Raw genomic sequence first — 16,737 nt, 5'->3', positions numbered from 1 at the left:
TTAGTGCAATGGTAACCCAAGCCCGTCCCGCCTCACACATTCCCTGGGAAATCAGCCACGAGTCGGATGAGCTCCGGCGGGCCGGCCTGAAGGCCACCGCGCCGCGACTCAAGATCCTGCGTATCCTCGCGGGCCGCGAGCGTGCTCACCTCGCCGCCGAGGAGGTCTATCAGCGTCTACATGACGACGGCGAGGATATTGGTCTGGCGACGGTCTATCGCGTGCTCACCCAGTTCGCGGAGGCCGGCATCGTGATCAGGCACAACTTTGATAGCGACCGGGCCGTGTTCGAACTCAACTCAGGCATTCACCATGACCACCTGGTCTGTGTCGATTGTGGCCGGGTTGAGGAATTCAAGGACCGGGTCATCGAACGTCGTCAGGCGGATGTCGCCGCCGTCTCTGGCTATGAGCTGCAGAGCCACTCGCTGATCCTCTACGGTCGCTGTCCGGACTGCGCCAGAACGGGGAGTCGTCAGCCCGCCTGATCGAGCATCTCGCGGGCATGGTTGAGCGTTTTCTCGGTGATCGCGAGTCCGCCAAGCATGCGGGCGATCTCGTCAATGCGCTGATCCTCCGACAGGACCTGTACGTCGGTAACCGTGCGGCCGGTCTCGGTCTGGCGCTTTTCCACCTGTAATTGGTGCATGCCCTGCGCGGCGACCTGGGGCAGGTGGGTAATGCAGATGACCTGATGATGCTGCGACAGTGCCCGCAGCTGCCGTCCCACTACCTCAGCCACGGCGCCGCCGATACCCGTGTCGGCCTCATCGAAAATCAGCGAGGGCAGCTCGGCGGTGTCCGCTGTGGCGACTTCCAGTGCCAGTCCAATGCGTGAGAGCTCGCCGCCCGAGGCGATCTTCTGAAGCGGGGCGGGGCGTTGGTCGGGATTGGTGCGGATATCGAACCGCACGCGGTCGGCGCCATGCTCGGTGGGTGCGGCGTCAAGGTTGGGCTCGACCACAATGATCAGCTGGGCCCCCGCCATGCCCAGTTCGCCGAGAAGCTCGCCGACGCGCTCGCCGAGCGCGGCGGCGGCTGACTGTCGTGAATCCGAGAGCTGCTCTGCCGCGAGGCGATAGTCGGCGACCAGCGCGGCCTGTTCCGCCTGTAGGGCGACCAGCCGCTCGTCCGCCGATTCCAGTCGCTCCAGCTCGTGGCGAAGCTGCTCGGTGTGGGGGGCGAGGTCCTCGGGTTCGATCTGGTGCTTGCGGGCGAGGTCGTGGAGTTGACTCAGCCGATCCTCGACGGTCTGAAGCCTTTGTGGGTCCATCTCCATATGATCAGTGAAGGCCCGCAGCGCCTGGGAGGCCTCATCGATCTGGACCTGCCCGGTCGCAAGCAACTGCTGGATGTCGCTCATCTGCGTGTCCACATCGAGATGAGGCTGCAGATCACGCTCGGCGCTCGCGATCAGCGACTGTGCGCTGACCTCGCCGTCGTAGAGTGTCTCGAGGCTGCGTTGGCAGGCCGCCATGATCTCGCCGGCGCTGGCGAGGCGGCGTTGTTCGCGCTCCAGATCCGCGAACTCCTCGGCACTCGGTGCGGCGTCATCCAGTTCGTGGAGCTGGTAGCGGAGCAGGTCGATGCGATCCTGGTGATCGGCGCTGCCGCCACTGAGTGATTCGATCTCGGCGTTGACGCCCCGCCAGCGCGCATGCAGATCGGCCACTCTTGCGAGGTGTTCGGGATGGGCTGCAAAGCCATCCAGCGTGCGCCGCTGCATGTCGGTACGCATCAACGCCTGGTGGGCATGCTGGCCGTGGATCCCCATCAGCCGCGCGCCGAGCTGCTCGAGCTGGTAGCGGGTCACGGGGCGGCCATTGATCCATGCCTGAGAGCGGCCGTTGCGCTGGACGACCCGGCGGATCAGGCAGTCGTCATCCTCGTCCAGGGACTCGTCGGCGAGCCAGGCGCGCGCGCCAGGCGTATCCGTTACATCGAACAGGCCATGGATCTCGGCGCGCTTCGCTGCCTCGGGGACCATTGAGGTATCCGCCCGATCGCCGAGACACAGCCCGAGCGCGTCGAGCAGGATCGATTTACCTGCGCCGGTTTCGCCGGTGAGGACGGTCAGACCGGCCTCGAAGTTGAGCCCGAGGTAGTCAATGATGGCGAAGTCACGGATTTCGATACGGTTCAGCATGGTGGTGCCCCATCTCCCCAGTGCAGCTTGGCACGGAGGATATCGAAGTAGCGGTGCCCCGGTGGGTGCACGAGTCGCAGCGCGTGCGGATAGGTGACGATATCCAGTCGCCCCTCGCGTGCAAGCTTCAGATCGCTCTGGCTATCGCAGCTGACATGGACGTGGTCGATGGAGGCATGCTGCACCCGGACCTCAATATGACTGCTCGCGCTGATGACCAACGGCCGGTTGCTGAGCGTGTGCGGTGAGATCGGCACCATCGCAACCGCGTTGATCCCGGGGTGCATGATCGGTCCGCCGCCGGAGAGCGCATAGGCGGTCGAGCCAGTGGGCGTCGAAATGATCAGCCCATCCGAGCGGTGACGGTTGCATGGCTCGCCGTCGATCCAGGTCTCAAACTCGATCATCCGCGCTGTGTTCCAGCGCTGCAGGACGACTTCATTCACCGCCGGGGCGCGTGCGACGACCTGATCATCGGCCACGACGCGGGCCTCGAGCATGAGCCGCTCTTCGATGTGCATATCGCCGTCGATGACGCGTGTGATCTCGTCGAAACGATCGGGCGAGACATCGACCAGAAAACCCAGCCGACCCCGGTTCACGCCCAGAATCGGCACCTGGTGTGCTGCCACCCGCTTGCCGGCATGGAGCAGCGTCCCGTCGCCCCCGACGACGATCAACAGGTCGAGACTCGCGGCCACGGATTCCAGGCGCGCGACAGGGGGGGCGCCAGCGTGGGTCAGGGCATCGCCAATGGCGTCGTCGAGGAAGACCTCCAGTCCGCGTCCCTCGAGCTCGGTGACGAGCTTTTGAATCGTATCGATGACCGCGCTGTCACCGGGCTTACCTGTGATGGCGATACGTTGGAACGGTTGCATGCGATTCCCTCGACAGTTCGTCGTCAACCTAGCACGGCGGCCGCAAATTGACAGCCATAGGGGGCGTTGATAGCTTGGATTAGCACTCTGTTTTCTGGAGTGCCAATCCCGGGAGGATGCTATGGTTCAGCGACGTCGCGACGAGCCACTCAGTGCTCGTTCGCAGCACCTGCTGAGAGTGCTGGTGCATCGCTATATCCGCGACGGTCAGCCCGTCGGCTCACGGGCGCTCACCCGCGAAACCGAGCTTGATCTGAGTGCGGCATCGATTCGCAACGTCATGGCCGATCTCGAGGAGGCGGGCTATGTGCGCTCGCCCCATACCTCCGCGGGCCGCATCCCCACCGATCGGGGCTACCGATTTTTCGTCGATACCCTATTGAGCGCCCGTCGCGACACCGGGCTCGACGCCGAGAGCCTGCGAATCCGGCTCGACGGGGCGGGTAATACCGATTCACTGGTGGACTCGGCATCGAACGTACTCTCCGGGCTTACCCACCTCGCCGGTGTGGTGACGCTGCCGCGGCGGGATCACGGGGCGATCCGGCATATCGAATTCCTGCCGCTGTCACCGCGCCGGATCCTGGCGATTCTTGTGCTCAATGACTCCGAGGTGCAGAACCGCGTGATCGAGACCGATCGCGATTACAGTGCCGCCGAGCTCCAGCAGGTCTCGAATTTCCTGTCGGCGGAATTCGCCGGCAAGAGCGTGGGCGATGTCCGCCGTGGCCTGCTCGAAGCAATGCAGGCGGATCAGCATGACGTCAATGCTCAGATGAGCTCGGCCATTGCGGTGGCGCGTGAGCTGTTCGCCGGCGACGCGGGCGAGGACGACGATTTCGTGATGGCGGGCGAGACCAATCTGATGACCCTCGCCGAGCTCGCCAGCGTCGAAAAGCTCAAGGAACTGTTCGAGGCATTCGGCCGTAAACGCGACATACTCCATCTCCTCGACCGCTGCCTGTCGGCGGACGGGGTGCAGATCTTCATCGGCCAGGAGTCGGGCTATCAGGCCTTTGACGGTGTCAGTCTGGTGACCTCCACCTACCGGACCGATGACGACGTGCTGGGCGTGCTCGGCGTGATTGGCCCGACGCGCATGGAATACGACCGCATCATCCCCATCGTCGATGTCACGGCACGTCTGCTCGGGCATGCCTTGAAACCCACGCATTGATCCCCACTTCTGCGATCAGGTGATTTCCAACAGCGGAGCGAAGCATGAACGAAGACGATAAACAGGCGGCCCAGCCCGACGAAGAACAGCCGACCGACCCGGTGACGGCGGACCAGTCCGGCGAGACGCTCGAGGGAGACACCGAGCAGCGGACACCGGAGGAGCTCAGCGCGGCACTCGAGGCGGCCGAGGCCCGTGCCCAGGAGAACTGGAGCGAGTATCTGCGCGCCCGCGCCGAAATGGAAAACCTGCGCCGGCGCTCGGAAAAGGATGTGGCTGCGGCTCGGCAGCAATCGCTGGAGAAGCTTGCCGGTGAACTGCTCGCGGTTAAGGATAGCCTCGAAATGGGCCTCAAGGCCGCGCAGGAAGAGAACGCCGATGCGGCGCGGCTTGCCGAGGGCTCAGAGCTCACACTGCGGATGTTCGACCAGGCGCTTGATAAGTTCAGCATCGAGGCCATCGATCCGCAGGGCGAGCGGTTTGACCCGGAGCGTCACGAGGCGATGACCGCGCAGGAGACGGCCGACTACGAGCCCAACACCGTGGTGACGGTGATCCAGAAAGGCTATCGGATCGGCGAGCGTCTGCTCCGGCCGGCGCGGGTGATCGTTTCAAAGGCCCCGACCGATTCAGGGGACGGGGCTTGAAAAATCCGTTGGGCGGCACCACATCTGCCGGCAACACGAAGTTTAGGATATTGAGGAGCAATCTCTGATGGGTAAGATCATAGGCATTGACCTGGGAACAACGAATTCCTGCGTCGCCGTCATGGAAGGTGGCTCGGCACGGGTCATCGAGAACGCGGAGGGCGACCGCACCACGCCGTCCACCGTGGCCTTTACCGAGGATGGCGAGGTGCTCGTCGGCGCGGCCGCCAAGCGCCAGGCCGTCACCAACCCTGAGAATACGCTGCACGCGATCAAGCGGCTGATCGGTCGTAAGTTCGAAGAAGACGTCGTCCAGCGCGACGTTCGCGAGATGCCCTATAGCATCGTCAAAGCGGACAATGCCGACGCCTGGGTCGAAGTGCGCGACAAGAAAATGGCGCCGCCGGAGGTCTCCGCACGCGTCCTGCAGAAAATGAAGAGCACTGTCGAGGACTACCTCGGCGAGGAAGTGACTGAGGCGGTCATCACCGTACCGGCGTACTTCAATGACTCGCAGCGTCAGGCGACCAAGGATGCCGGCCGTATCGCGGGGCTCGAGGTCAAGCGGATCATCAACGAGCCGACCGCCGCCGCGCTCGCCTATGGACTCGATAAACAGGGTGGCGATCGCAAGGTCGCGGTCTACGACCTCGGTGGCGGTACGTTCGACGTCTCGATCATTGAGATCGCGGAAGTTGAGGGCGAGCACCAGTTCGAGGTGCTGTCCACCAACGGCGATACCTTCCTCGGGGGCGAGGACTTCGACCGCGCGGTCATCGATTACCTGATCGCCGAGTTCAAGAAGGACCAGGGCATCGACCTGTCCGGCGACCGGCTGGCGCTGCAGCGGCTCAAGGAAGCCGCTGAGAAGGCCAAGATCGAGCTCTCCTCGGCGCAGCAGACCGAGGTCAATCTGCCCTACATCACGGCGGATAACACCGGGCCCAAGCATCTCAATCTCAAGCTCACGCGGGCCAAGCTCGAAAGCCTCATTGAGTCGCTGGTCAAGCGCACCATCAAGCCCTGCGAGGTGGCATTGAAGGATGCCGGTCTCAAAGCGAGCGATGTCGACGAGGTGATCCTGGTGGGCGGCCAGACCCGTACGCCGAAGGTCCAGGAAGCGGTGAAGTCATTCTTCGACAAGGACGCCCGCCGCGATGTCAATCCGGATGAGGCGGTTGCGGTCGGTGCGGCCATCCAGGGCGGCGTGCTCGGCGGTGACGTCAAGGACGTGCTGCTGCTCGACGTCACCCCGCTGTCGCTCGGTATCGAGACGCTCGGCGGTGTGATGACCAAGCTGATCGAGAAGAACACCACAATCCCGACCAAGGCCAATCAGGTGTTCTCCACTGCCGAGGACAACCAGAGTGCGGTCACCGTGCATGTCCTGCAGGGCGAGCGGGAGATGGCCAACGATAACAAGTCGCTGGGTAAGTTCGATCTGTCCGATATCCCGCCGGCACCGCGTGGTGTACCGCAGGTCGAGGTGACCTTCGACATCGACGCCAACGGTATCCTCCATGTCACTGCGAAGGACAAGGGCACCGGTAAGGAGCAGTCGATCCAGATCCGCGCCTCAGGCGGGCTGTCGGACGAGGACATCGAGCGGATGGTGGATGACGCGGAGTCGAACGCCGAGGAAGACCGCAAGGCCCGTGAGCTGGTGGAGGCCCGCAACCAGGCCGATGGTCTGATCCATGGTGCGCGCAAGAGCCTCGAGGAGGCCGGTGACAAGGTCTCGGACGAGGAAAAGCAGTCTGTCGAAGAGGCCATCACCAACCTCGAAGAGGCGGTGAAGGGCAGCGACAAGGACGCCATCGAGTCCGCCACCGAGGCGCTCGCCACCGCATCGGGCAAGATTGCCGAGAAGCTCTACCAGGACGCCGGCGCCGATGACGGCGGTGAGCAGTCTGGCGACAGCGGCAAGGCGGAGTCCGATCAGGACGATGTCGTCGACGCCGATTTCGAGGAAGTCAAGGACGACGACAAGAAGTAAGACCGTCCCGCGGTCTTCCGCTTCGTCGGCAAGGCGCAGCTCACCGTCTGATCCGGCTCTGGCCGGCATTCGGTGCCTGCGCCTTTGCTGTTAGCGAAGCGGCCGTTACTCTGCAACGACAACGGTTAGTACGGGCACCATGGCAAAACGCGACTATTACGAAATTCTCGAGGTCTCCAAGAACGCCTCGGAGAGCGATCTAAAAAAGGCCTATCGCCGTCTGGCGATGAAATACCATCCGGACCGGAATCCGGATGACGGCGACGCCGAGGTGCGCTTCAAGGAGGTGAAGGAAGCCTACGAGGTCTTGAGCGATCCGCAGAAGCGATCGGCTTATGATCAGTTCGGTCATGCCGGCGTCGATCCCAGTGCGGGCGGCGGTGGCGCCGGCGGCGGTGGATTCGGCCGCGGCAGCGCCGACTTCGCCGATATCTTCTCCGATGTCTTCGGCGATATCTTCGGTGGTGGCGGTCGCGGCGGTGGGCGTGCCTTCCGCGGCGCCGATCTGCGCTATCGCATGGAGATTTCACTCGAAGAGGCGGTCCAGGGTGTCGAGCAGGACATCCGTATTCCCACGCAGGTGGAATGTGACGCCTGCGAGGGCAGCGGTGCGGCGCCGGGTAGCGAGCCCGAGACCTGTCCCACCTGTAATGGCCATGGTGATGTCCGTGTCCAGCAGGGCTTTTTCTCGATCCAGCAGAGCTGCCCGCGCTGCCAGGGGACTGGTCAGGTGATCAGCGATCCCTGTCGCAAGTGTCGGGGCAATGGGACGGTGTCCGATCAGAAGACCCTGCATGTTCAGGTCCCGCCGGGTGTTGATACCGGTGATCGTATCCGGCTGAGCGGCGAGGGCGAGCCCGGTGAGCAGGGTGGCCCGCCGGGGGATCTGTACGTGGAAATGGTGGTGAAACCCCATCCGATCTTTACCCGTGAAGGCGCCGATCTGCGCTGTGATATCCCGCTGAGCGTGACCACGGCGGCCCTCGGGGGTGAAATCGAGGTGCCCACGCTGGGCGGGCGCGTCACGCTGCGTATCCCGGCGGGTACCCAGTCCGGCAAGGTCTTCCGGGTCCGCGGCAAGGGCGTGAAGCCGGTGCGTGGCGGTACCCACGGTGATCTGCTCTGCCGGGTCATGATGGAGACACCCGTCAATCTCACGGGCCGGCAGAAAGAGCTGCTCGAGGAACTCGCCGAGACGCTGGATCAGGATGGCCAGCACCATAATCCACGGGGCAGCTCGTGGCTGGACTCGGTGAAGTCATTCTTTGATCGGATGAAACTCTGAAATGACCCGAATCGCGATCCTCGGTGCCTCCGGTCGGATGGGACGGACACTTATCCGGCTGATTGGTGATGCCGATGGGCTGACGCTTGCCGGCGCGACGGCCCGGCCAGGCAGCGACGCGGAGGGTCAGGATGCCGGTACATTGGCCGGGTGCGGAGCGCTTGGTGTCAGCGTTTCAACATCGGTACGGAGTGCCCTGGCGGGCGCCGATGTGGCCATTGATTTCACGCTTCCGGCGGGCCTGCCCGGTAACCTCGAAGCCGCGTTAACGGCCGGCTGTCCGTTGGTGATCGGCACCACGGGGATCGGTGCCGAGGGCACGAGCGCTATCGACGCCGCCGCCGCGTCGCTGCCCATCGTCTATGCCGCTAACTACAGCAGTGGCGTGACGCTCCTCCAGCAGCTGGTCCGCACGGCCGCCGCGGCGCTCGACAGCGACTATGACGTCGAGATCGTTGAGGCGCATCATCGCCATAAACGGGATGCACCGTCAGGCACTGCACGTGCCCTCGGGCAGTCGGTGGCTGAGGGACGGGGCGTGCGGCTTGACGATCAGGCGATCTACGCTCGTGAAGGTGCAACCGGCGAGCGCCCGGTCGGTGCAATCGGCTTCCAGGCCCTTCGTGGGGGCGATATCGTCGGTGAGCATACGGTGATGCTCGCCGGCGACGGTGAGCGCATCGAGCTGACGCATCGCGCCGGGAGTCGCGAGACCTTTGCCCGCGGTGCCCTTCGGGCCGCCCGGTGGTTAACGGCGCAGCCGGCGGGCCGCTACGATATGGAGGACGTCCTCGGCCTCAAGGGCTGAAGCGGCGTGGAACGCAGGGAGTCGACCATGCGCATCGCCATTATCGGGGCAGGCATCGCCGGGCTTAGCGCGGCTGGCGCACTGAGGAACGCCGGCGTCGAGCCGGTCGTCTTTGATAAAGGGCGTGGCCCCGGCGGACGCATCGTCAGCAAGCGTACCTCCTACGGAGGCATCGATCTGGGCACGCAGTACTTCACTGCTCGCGACGGTGCGTTCCGGGCGGCGGTGGATGATTGGCGGCGGGCCGGGGTCGTGGAGCCATGGGTCGTTACCCCCATGGTTCTCCCTGAACGCCAGCCGGCCCGTGCGCAGGAGCGGCTGGTGGCGGTGCCGCGTATGTCCGCACTGGCCCGTCACATGGCTGATGGGGTGGATGTGCACTGCGGTGTCCAGGTCAGTGAGATGATCCGTGAGTCGTCGGACTGGGCGATTTATGATCGTCACGGTGAGTGCCTGGGTCGGTTCGATAGTGTACTGCTCACGGCTCCGGCCCCTCAGGCCCAGTCGCTGCTGGCTGAGCCCAGCCCGCGTCTGGCCGCGCGGGCGGCTGCCGCGCCGATGCAGCCCTGCTGGTCGGTCGGTGTGGTGCTCGAGAAACCGCTTGATGTGGATTTTGAGGCTGGTTTTCCAAGCAGCGGTCCACTTGGCTGGGTCGCGCGGCTGGGCTCCCGGCCGCAGCGCCCGGACGACCCCGAGATCTGGACGCTGCACGCAACGGATGCCTGGAGCGAGGCAAACATTGAGTGGTCGGAAGATGCCGCCGGAGAGTTCCTTGCGCAGTCCTTTTCAGAACTGGTGCGGCGGCAGCCACTGATTCGTGACCGCATCGCCCATCGCTGGCGCTTTGCCCGGGCCCGGGCTGCACTGGCCGAGTCTGCCGGTTATCTCGAGCATGATCATCTGCTCTGTGCCGGTGACTGGGTCGCCGACGGCCGGGTCGAGGGGGCCTGGCGAAGTGGTCAAGCGGCCGCGCGGCGGCTACTCAGTCTGGGAGCGGAGCAGACCGGCCCAGCTGTCGGATGATCGCCTCATAGGCCTCGGTGAGCTGACCGATGGCCGCCAGGGCGACATGTTCATCGACCTGATGGATGCTCTGATTGACCGGCCCGAATTCCACCACTTCTGCGCCCAGCGGGGCGATGAAGCGCCCGTCGGATGTCCCGCCAGCGGTGTTGGCGATCGGCGCTGCGCCGGTCTGCGCCGCAATCACATCGATGACCGCCTGCCGCAGGGGACCGGCATCGCTGGCGAACGGAACCGCGGAGTGATGCCAGTCGATCGCCGCCGTCGGGGCATGGGCATCAAGCGTCTGAGCGATGCGTTGCTGCAATGCCTCGGCGGTGGTGGCGGGGGAATAGCGAAGGTTGAACCGAGCCGATGCCCGGCCCGGGATGACGTTACCGGCGTCTGTGTCGGTATCAATGCCAGTGACCTGTAGCTGGGTCGGGGGGAATTCGTCGGTCCCGGTATCCCATTGCACGTTGACAAGCTCCGCCAGCACTGGAGTCAGGCGATGAAGGGGGTTATCCGCCTGATCCGGGTAGGCGACATGGCCCTGGCGACCGGTGACCGTGATCTCGCCACTCAGTGAGCCGCGTCGACCCACTCGGATGGTGTCGCCCAGGGTCGATTGGCTGCTCGGCTCCCCCACCAGACACCAGTCAATCGTACCGAGGCGATCGGCGATGACCGGCGCAATCGCCCGTATCCCGTCCTGCGCTGGCCCCTCCTCGTCACTGGTGAGCGCAATGGCGATACGCAGACCATCGGTGGCCGAGGGGGTGGCTGCTAGCGTTTCGCAGGCGGTCACGAAGGCGGCGACGCTCGTCTTCATGTCGGCGCTGCCGCGACCGTAGAGGTAGCCGTCGCGTCGCGTTGGCGCGAACGGTGGCGACTGCCAGTCAGCCGCCGGTCCGGGGGGCACCACATCGGTGTGGCCGACAAACAGCAACAGTGGGCCCGACTGACCACGGGTCGCGAGCAGGTTGGTGACCTCGCCGCGCGGCAGCCAGTCGATCGTGAAACCGGCGCTTTCCAGATGGGCGGCGATCTGTGACTGGCAGCCCGCATCGCTGGGCGTCACCGAAGCGCGGGCAATCAGGGCCTCGGTCAGTGCGACAGCCCGATCAGCACTCGCGGCGCTATCCATGGCGTTATGATCCGCCATTCAGGGCCGGAGCAGCTCATTGATGCCGACCTTGGCACGGGTCTGAGCGTCGACATGCTTGATGATGACCGCGCAGGCAAGGCTGTGACTGCCGTCGGCAGCGGGCAGACTGCCGGGTACCACGACAGCGCCAGCCGGCACGCGGCCATGGATTACCTCGCCGGTCTCGCGGTTGTAGATCTTAGTGCTCTGGCCGATGAATACGCCCATCGAGATGACAGCGCCTTCCTCGACCCGAACGCCCTCGACGATCTCGGAGCGCGCACCGATAAAGCAGTTGTCCTCCACAATGGTGGGGCTGGCCTGTAGGGGCTCGAGCACACCACCGATGCCGGCGCCGCCGGAGAGATGGACATTGCGCCCGATCTGGGCACAGGAGCCGACCGTCGCCCAGGTATCGACCATCGTGCCGCGATCGACATAGGCGCCGATGTTGACATAGGAGGGCATCAGCACCACGCCTTCGGCGATATAGGCGCCACGACGGGCGGCGGCCGGCGGGACGACGCGGACACCATCCGCCTCGAAATCGGCGCTGTTGTAGTCGGCATACTTCATCGCGACCTTGTCGAAATAATCCGTCTCACCGCCGCGGATACGCTGATTGGGGGTAAGGCGGAATGAGAGCAGCACGGCCTTTTTCAGCCACTCATTGACCTGCCAGTCGCCGTGCATCTTCTCGGCCACTCGGGCCTCGCCCCGATCCAGTCGCCCCAGCGCCTCCGCCACGGCATCATGCAGTTCGGCGGGGGCGTTTGCCGGCGTCAGTGTGTCGCGCCGCTCGAAAGCGGTCTCGATCGTTGCCTGGATGGATTCCATTGAATGCTCTCCGTGAGTCACTTCGGTTGCTCGATGAATTGACGGATACGATGCATGGCATCCTCGCAGACCGCGGTATCGGCGACCAGTGCCATGCGGACATGGCCGGCGCCGGGATCGCCGTTGGCGGTGGGACGCGACAGATAGCGACCCGGCAGGACCGTGATTCCGGTGCGGGCGTAGAGCGCACGGGTGAATGTCTCGTCATCACCACCGGGGACCGGCAGCCAGATGTAGAAACCGGCTTCGGGGTCGCGATACGGCGCCACATCGGCGAGGATCGACCGGGCGCGGCGGAATTTCTCGCGATAGGCCTCGCGGTTTTCGAAAACATGGGTTTCGTCGGACCACGCCGCCTGACTGGCGCGCTGCACATGCAGGGGCAGGGCACAGCCCTGGTAGGTGCGATAGGCCCTGAACGCCTCAATGAGCCGCGCATCACCGGCGATGAACCCGGAGCGAAGCCCGGGAACGTTGGAGCGTTTTGACAGGCTGTGAAAGACCAGGCATCCCTCAAAGCGGTCACGGCCATCCGCGGCGCAGGCCTGCAGAAGGCCCAGCGGCGCCCGCGTCTCGTCGCGATAGAGCTCGCTGTAGCACTCGTCGGCGGCGATCACGAAGCCGTGGCGGTCCTGCAGGCGGAAAAGCCGTTCCCAGAACCCCTGCGGGATGACCCGGCCGGTCGGATTGCCGGGACTACATAGATAGATCAGCCCGCAGCGTGCCCAGTCGGCATCGCTGAATGCCTCGATCATCGGCAGACCGCTGTCCGCATCGGTATTGAGCATGCGGGGCCGGCCACCCGCGAGCAGGGCCGCGCCTTCGTAGATCTGGTAGAAGGGGTTGGGCATGAGTACATCGGGGCGACTGGCCGGATCGAGCAGGGCCTGGGTGACGGCGAACAGCGCCTCTCGGGTCCCTGCTGCCGGCAGGATGTGCCGCTCCGGATCGACGCCCGTATCCCCTAACCGAAACCGTTCGCCAAGCCAGGCTGCAATGGCTTCACGGAGCGCCGGCTGCCCCGCCGTAGCGGGGTAGCGGCCGAGACTTTCGGCAACGCCGGCATGAAGCGCATCGGCGATCAATGCCGGCACCGGATGCTTGGGCTCACCGATGGACAGTGGGACCGATGGCTGATCCGAAGGTGGTTCGACATCCGCCAACAGCGTGCGCAGGCGCTCGAAGGGGTAGGGCTGCAGCTCGGCGAGCCCGGGCTGGCCGGGGTTATACCGGTTAGACACCATCACCCCTCCGCATGATGTCCGAATCATCATCAAACGCGCTCAGCAGTTCACTGCGCAATTGCTGCCGGATAGCACTCCCGAGTGGCGCATTCGCATCATCGGTCATGAAAAAGACATCTTCGGCGCGTTCACCGAGGGTCGCGATCTTGGCGTTCTGTACCCGCAGGCCATGGCGCGCCAGTGTGTAACCGACCTGCGCGAGCAGCCCGGGCTGATCACCGGCAATCAGCTCCATGGCGGTGCGGTTGTTACGGGTGTCGTCACTGAAATCGACCTGCGTCATCGTATTGAAATGCCGCAGCCGACGGGGTGTGGCGCCGGTGGCAGGCTCGGGCAGCGTCTTCGGGTCAGCGAGATGGGTGCGCAATGTCTCGCGGATGGTCACGGCTGTCGCGGTGGGATCGTCGCCGCCGGTCGGGGTGTGGACCAGAAAGCTATCCAGCGTATAACCGTTGTCGGTGGTGATGATGCGCGCATCGAGGATATCCAGGCTCAACTGATCCAGCGCCGACACCGCCAGCGCGAAGATATTGTCGCGGTCGCGGGTATAGATGAATACCTCGATGCCGCCGCGCTGGGTGTCCGGTTCAACCAGTACCAGCGGCGCATGAGCGGCATCGCCGGCGGCGTGGATCGCCGCGGTGTGCCAGGCCACCTCGGCCGCCGAGTAGCGTAGGAAGTAATCCGGCGTGAAATGGCGCCAGATCGAGCGCACCGTCATGTGGTGCAGGCCCTTGTGCCGGAGTAGCTCGCGGGCACGATGCTGCGCCTCGGCCACAAGCTCATCCTCGTCGATCGGCTGGCCGAGCCCGCGCCGGAGTGCCTGGGCCGTGCGGCGATAGAGCTCCTGGAGGAGCGACTTGCGCCAGTTGTTCCAGAGCTTGGCGTCGGTGGCCCGTATATCGGCAACCGTGAGCAGGTAGAGATACTCGAGATGCTTGCGATCGCCAACCTCGCCGGCAAACTCGTTGATCACGCCGGGGTCGCTGATGTCCCGGCGCTGCGCGGTCATGGACATTAACAGGTGCTTGCGTACCAGCCACGCGACGAATCGGCAGTCATAGCGCGACAGACCATGCTGCAGGCAGAACGCATAAGCGTCTTCGGCGCCGAGTTCGGAATGATCGCCGCCCCGCCCCTTGGCGATATCGTGAAAGAGGGCGGCCAGGTAGAGCAGTTCAGGCTTGGGCAGGCGCGAGTGGATCTCGCTGAGGAGCGGGAATTCGTCGCGATGCTCGGGCACGCTGAGCCGCCGCAGGTTACTGACCACCATCAGCGTGTGGGTATCGACGGTATAGACGTGGAACAGGTCGTACTGCATTCGACCGGTGATCGTCGCGAACGCCGGGATGTAGCGCCCCAGAATGCCGTGGCTGTGCATGCGCCGCAGCGCATGGGTAATGCCTGCAGGCTGGCGGAAGATCTCCATGAACAGGCTTCGGGCGCGCAGATCGCGGCGGAAGGCGTTATTGATGCGATGACGGTGCTCACGGAGCTGACGGATCGTCGCGGCGCGGATACCGCGGATCTCCGGGTGCTGCTGCATGAGCAGGAAAAGCTCAAGCATGGCAAAGGGATAGCGCTGAAAGACGTTGCGGTGTGTGATCTCGATAAAGCCCCGCTTGATCTGAAAACGCTTGTTGAGCAGCTGCGGTTTCTCATCGAGTTCGGTGTAGAGGATGGTTTCCTGATAGAGCTGCAGCAGCATCTCATTAAGCCGCGATAAGCGCTTGATCATGCGATAGTATCGCTGCATGAACTGCTCCACCGCGAGGGTGTGCTCCGCGTCCTTGTAACCAAACTGACGGGCGAGATCGGCCTGATAGTCAAACAGGAGGCGGTCCTCCCGGCGACCCGCGAGCCGATGCAGCGCGAAGCGGATATCCCACAGGAAATGCTGGCCCTGGATCAGCTCCTCGTATTCACTCTCGCTGAGGAATCCAAGGTCGACGAGGTCACTGAGTGCCCCGGCGTTGAAGTGCCGCTTAGCGACCCAGCCGATCATATGGATGTCGCGCAACCCGCCGGGGCTTTCCTTGAGGTTGGGCTCAAGGTTGTAGGCGGTGTCGTCGTAGCGCTCGTGGCGTTTTTGCTGCTCCGCCCATTTCGCCTCGAAGAAATCCGGCCCGGACCAGATTCGATAGGGACTGGTGGCCGCATCCATGGCATCGAATAGCGACCGATCACCCGCCAGCGGGCGAGCCTCCATTAGATTCGTGGCGACCGTTATGTCCCGCCGGGCCTGTTCGACGCAGTCGTTGACACTGCGCACGCTATGCCCGACCTCAATACCGATATCCCAGAGTCGTGTGACCAGATCGCTGAGGCGCGACTCGAGAGCCTCGGGCAGTGGCGCCGGGATGATGATCATCAGATCGGTGTCCGAGCCCGGATGCAGCTCACCGCGGCCGTACCCCCCGACCGCTGCCAGACAGGCATGGTCGGCGAGATCCCCGAGACAGATTGCCCAGGCCCGCGTGACCACCGCATCCATGACCGCGGCGCGGAGCGGTACGAGCTTGAATGCCGGCTCGCCATCGAGGAATCGGGCACTCAGCGTATCGTCCGCATCGGCCAGCGCGCGCTGGAGAACGGGGGTGACGTTGGCCGTGTCGGTGAGCGCACGATCGAGCGCGTCGAGATCGAGCAGCTGCCGATCGATCATGTCAGTCGTCGCCACTGAGGGTCAGGATATCGACTCCCTCATCGGTGACGGCGACGGTGTGCTCCCACTGGGCGGAGAGGCTGTGATCCTTGGTGACAACGGTCCACTGATCGCCGAGTAGACGGGTCTCGGCGCGGCCGGCGTTGATCATCGGCTCGATGGTGAAGGTCATGCCGGGCTTCAGGGTCTCGCCGGTCCCCGGCTGGCCGTGGTGGAGGACCTGGGGATCCTCGTGAAAGCCCTGGCCGATGCCATGGCCGCAGTACTCGCGGACGACCGAGCACCCCTGGCCTTCGGCGAACGACTGGATGGCATGGCCGATATCTCCAAGCCGGGCGCCGGGACGGACGATATCGATACCGGCGTAGAGCGCATCATATGCCACACGGCTGACGCGCTGGGCCTGGACGCCGGGTTCGCCGGCGAAGTACATGCGACTGGTGTCGCCATGCCAGCCGTCATGGATCACCGTGACATCGATGTTGAGGATGTCGCCGCGCTTGACCTTCTTGCTCCCGGGGATGCCGTGGCAGATCACATGGTTGACGGAGATGCAGGTGGCTTTCGGGAAGCCACGGTAGTTGAGCGGGGCGGGGATATCCCCCATCGCCTCGATTTTCTCGTGACAGAGGCGATCGAGTTCACCCGTGGTGACGCCGGGACGGACATGCTCACCGATCATGTCGAGGACGGCGGCGGCGCGTGCGCCGGATTCACGCATTTTCTCGATCTCGGCGGGTGATTTGATGGAAATCGTCATGAGGGCTTTCAAATTGTCGCTGTTAGCCGCCTATGGTATAAATACGCCGCCTTTTGGGCAATTCAATCTAAAACCACACATGGTCCGACACGGCTGGCGGGGTGCCCCTGGAGGTTGTCAGCTGCGGGTCCATGGAGGCTCAACC

General features: G+C 64.3%; 14 protein-coding genes. 7 read left to right on the top strand and 7 right to left on the bottom strand.

Annotation, left to right across the window (positions count from 1 at the left end; all coding sequences use genetic code 11):
• The first annotated feature begins 8 nt into the window (after positions 1-8).
• Complete coding sequence (gene fur / locus SPICUR_RS05030; protein ID WP_023366707.1) at positions 9-488, top strand: ferric iron uptake transcriptional regulator; 480 nt, start codon at positions 9-11, stop codon at positions 486-488.
• Here fur and recN read toward each other — a convergent pair.
• On the bottom strand, positions 476-2,146 hold the full coding sequence (gene recN / locus SPICUR_RS05025) for a DNA repair protein RecN (RefSeq protein ID WP_023366705.1): 1,671 nt from the start codon (positions 2,144-2,146) through the stop codon (positions 476-478). The two genes, fur and recN, sit on opposite strands and share 13 nt — an antisense overlap.
• The gene (locus tag SPICUR_RS05020; RefSeq protein WP_023366703.1) at positions 2,140-3,024 is read right to left on the bottom strand and encodes an NAD(+) kinase; all 885 of its coding nucleotides are present in this window, start codon (positions 3,022-3,024) and stop codon (positions 2,140-2,142) included. The genes recN and SPICUR_RS05020 overlap by 7 nt, the downstream gene beginning before the upstream one ends.
• A 121-nt stretch (positions 3,025-3,145) precedes the next feature.
• On the opposite strand from SPICUR_RS05020, the gene hrcA reads away from it, so the two are divergent.
• From hrcA to SPICUR_RS04990, 6 genes are all read left to right on the top strand, one after another.
• Positions 3,146-4,201 (top strand): heat-inducible transcriptional repressor HrcA, encoded by a 1,056-nt coding sequence (hrcA, locus tag SPICUR_RS05015; protein WP_023366701.1) that lies wholly within the window; start codon positions 3,146-3,148, stop codon positions 4,199-4,201.
• A gap of 44 nt (positions 4,202-4,245) precedes the next feature.
• Positions 4,246-4,848, top strand: a complete 603-nt coding sequence (grpE, locus tag SPICUR_RS05010; protein ID WP_023366699.1) for a nucleotide exchange factor GrpE — start codon at positions 4,246-4,248, stop codon at positions 4,846-4,848.
• Positions 4,849-4,915: 67 nt separating this feature from the next.
• On the top strand, positions 4,916-6,844 hold the full coding sequence (dnaK, locus tag SPICUR_RS05005) for a molecular chaperone DnaK (protein WP_041381698.1): 1,929 nt from the start codon (positions 4,916-4,918) through the stop codon (positions 6,842-6,844).
• A gap of 139 nt (positions 6,845-6,983) precedes the next feature.
• On the top strand, positions 6,984-8,129 hold the full coding sequence (gene dnaJ / locus SPICUR_RS05000) for a molecular chaperone DnaJ (RefSeq protein ID WP_023366695.1): 1,146 nt from the start codon (positions 6,984-6,986) through the stop codon (positions 8,127-8,129).
• Position 8,130: 1 nt separating this feature from the next.
• On the top strand, positions 8,131-8,937 hold the full coding sequence (gene dapB, locus SPICUR_RS04995) for a 4-hydroxy-tetrahydrodipicolinate reductase (protein WP_023366693.1): 807 nt from the start codon (positions 8,131-8,133) through the stop codon (positions 8,935-8,937).
• 27 nt (positions 8,938-8,964) lie between these two features.
• Positions 8,965-9,960, top strand: coding sequence for an NAD(P)/FAD-dependent oxidoreductase (locus tag SPICUR_RS04990; protein ID WP_023366691.1), 996 nt, complete (start codon positions 8,965-8,967; stop codon positions 9,958-9,960).
• On the opposite strand, the gene dapE is transcribed toward SPICUR_RS04990, so the two are convergent.
• Genes dapE through map form a run of 5 tightly spaced genes read right to left on the bottom strand, consistent with a single transcriptional unit; the run spans position 9,920 to position 16,592 of the window.
• Complete coding sequence (gene dapE, locus SPICUR_RS04985; protein ID WP_023366689.1) at positions 9,920-11,104, bottom strand: succinyl-diaminopimelate desuccinylase; 1,185 nt, start codon at positions 11,102-11,104, stop codon at positions 9,920-9,922. The two genes, SPICUR_RS04990 and dapE, sit on opposite strands and share 41 nt — an antisense overlap.
• Positions 11,105-11,923 carry a 2,3,4,5-tetrahydropyridine-2,6-dicarboxylate N-succinyltransferase gene (gene dapD / locus SPICUR_RS04980; protein WP_023366687.1) on the bottom strand — a complete coding sequence of 273 codons (819 nt, stop codon included), beginning with the start codon at positions 11,921-11,923 and terminating at the stop codon, positions 11,105-11,107.
• A 17-nt stretch (positions 11,924-11,940) separates the two neighbouring features.
• Positions 11,941-13,167 (bottom strand): succinyldiaminopimelate transaminase, encoded by a 1,227-nt coding sequence (gene dapC, locus SPICUR_RS04975; RefSeq protein ID WP_023366685.1) that lies wholly within the window; start codon positions 13,165-13,167, stop codon positions 11,941-11,943.
• Positions 13,157-15,832, bottom strand: coding sequence for a [protein-PII] uridylyltransferase (gene glnD / locus SPICUR_RS04970; protein ID WP_041382257.1), 2,676 nt, complete (start codon positions 15,830-15,832; stop codon positions 13,157-13,159). The genes dapC and glnD overlap by 11 nt, the downstream gene beginning before the upstream one ends.
• A gap of 1 nt (position 15,833) precedes the next feature.
• On the bottom strand, positions 15,834-16,592 hold the full coding sequence (gene map / locus SPICUR_RS04965; protein WP_023366681.1) for a type I methionyl aminopeptidase: 759 nt from the start codon (positions 16,590-16,592) through the stop codon (positions 15,834-15,836).
• Positions 16,593-16,737 lie beyond the last annotated feature (145 nt).

It is taken from the genome of Spiribacter curvatus (genome assembly GCF_000485905.1).
Taxonomy (GTDB): Bacteria; Pseudomonadota; Gammaproteobacteria; order Nitrococcales; family Nitrococcaceae; genus Spiribacter; species Spiribacter curvatus.
This window is presented reverse-complemented; position numbering and strand designations above follow the sequence as displayed.

What these genes read in the sequence shown, in the direction of transcription:
- fur (WP_023366707.1), top strand. Translation starts at nt 9, where the DNA reads ATGGTAACCCAAGCCCGTCCCGCCTCACACATTCCCTGGGAAATCAGC.
- recN (WP_023366705.1), bottom strand. Translation starts at nt 2,146, where the DNA reads ATGCTGAACCGTATCGAAATCCGTGACTTCGCCATCATTGACTACCTC.
- SPICUR_RS05020 (WP_023366703.1), bottom strand. Translation starts at nt 3,024, where the DNA reads ATGCAACCGTTCCAACGTATCGCCATCACAGGTAAGCCCGGTGACAGC.
- hrcA (WP_023366701.1), top strand. Translation starts at nt 3,146, where the DNA reads ATGGTTCAGCGACGTCGCGACGAGCCACTCAGTGCTCGTTCGCAGCAC.
- grpE (WP_023366699.1), top strand. Translation starts at nt 4,246, where the DNA reads ATGAACGAAGACGATAAACAGGCGGCCCAGCCCGACGAAGAACAGCCG.
- dnaK (WP_041381698.1), top strand. Translation starts at nt 4,916, where the DNA reads ATGGGTAAGATCATAGGCATTGACCTGGGAACAACGAATTCCTGCGTC.
- dnaJ (WP_023366695.1), top strand. Translation starts at nt 6,984, where the DNA reads ATGGCAAAACGCGACTATTACGAAATTCTCGAGGTCTCCAAGAACGCC.
- dapB (WP_023366693.1), top strand. Translation starts at nt 8,131, where the DNA reads ATGACCCGAATCGCGATCCTCGGTGCCTCCGGTCGGATGGGACGGACA.
- SPICUR_RS04990 (WP_023366691.1), top strand. Translation starts at nt 8,965, where the DNA reads ATGCGCATCGCCATTATCGGGGCAGGCATCGCCGGGCTTAGCGCGGCT.
- dapE (WP_023366689.1), bottom strand. Translation starts at nt 11,104, where the DNA reads ATGGCGGATCATAACGCCATGGATAGCGCCGCGAGTGCTGATCGGGCT.
- dapD (WP_023366687.1), bottom strand. Translation starts at nt 11,923, where the DNA reads ATGGAATCCATCCAGGCAACGATCGAGACCGCTTTCGAGCGGCGCGAC.
- dapC (WP_023366685.1), bottom strand. Translation starts at nt 13,167, where the DNA reads ATGGTGTCTAACCGGTATAACCCCGGCCAGCCCGGGCTCGCCGAGCTG.
- glnD (WP_041382257.1), bottom strand. Translation starts at nt 15,832, where the DNA reads ATGATCGATCGGCAGCTGCTCGATCTCGACGCGCTCGATCGTGCGCTC.
- map (WP_023366681.1), bottom strand. Translation starts at nt 16,592, where the DNA reads ATGACGATTTCCATCAAATCACCCGCCGAGATCGAGAAAATGCGTGAA.